Genomic DNA, 298 nt, shown 5'->3' on the forward strand with positions numbered 1-298 from the left:
CCGGTCAGCTCGAACATGCCGAGCTTCTTGTTGTACGCCGCGATCTCGCGCTCACCCTGGTAGACCTGGATCTGCACGGACGGCTGGTTGTCCTCGGCCGTCGTGAAGATCTCGGACCGCTTGGTCGGGATCGTGGTGTTGCGTTCGATCAGCTTGGTCATGATGCCGCCCTTGGTCTCGATGCCGAGGGACAGCGGGGTCACGTCGAGGAGCAGGACGTCCTTGACCTCACCCTTGAGGACACCGGCCTGGAGGGTGGCGCCGATGGCGACGACCTCGTCCGGGTTCACGCCCTTGT

General features: G+C 64.1%; 1 protein-coding gene. It reads right to left on the bottom strand.

Annotation, left to right across the window (positions count from 1 at the left end; translation table 11 throughout):
- Nucleotides 1-298 (bottom strand): Hsp70 family protein (locus IF09_RS0139625; RefSeq protein ID WP_030304469.1); only part of this gene is annotated, 298 nt, incomplete at both ends.

The organism is Streptomyces katrae (genome assembly GCF_000717655.1).
Taxonomy (GTDB): Bacteria; Actinomycetota; Actinomycetes; order Streptomycetales; family Streptomycetaceae; genus Streptomyces; species Streptomyces katrae_B.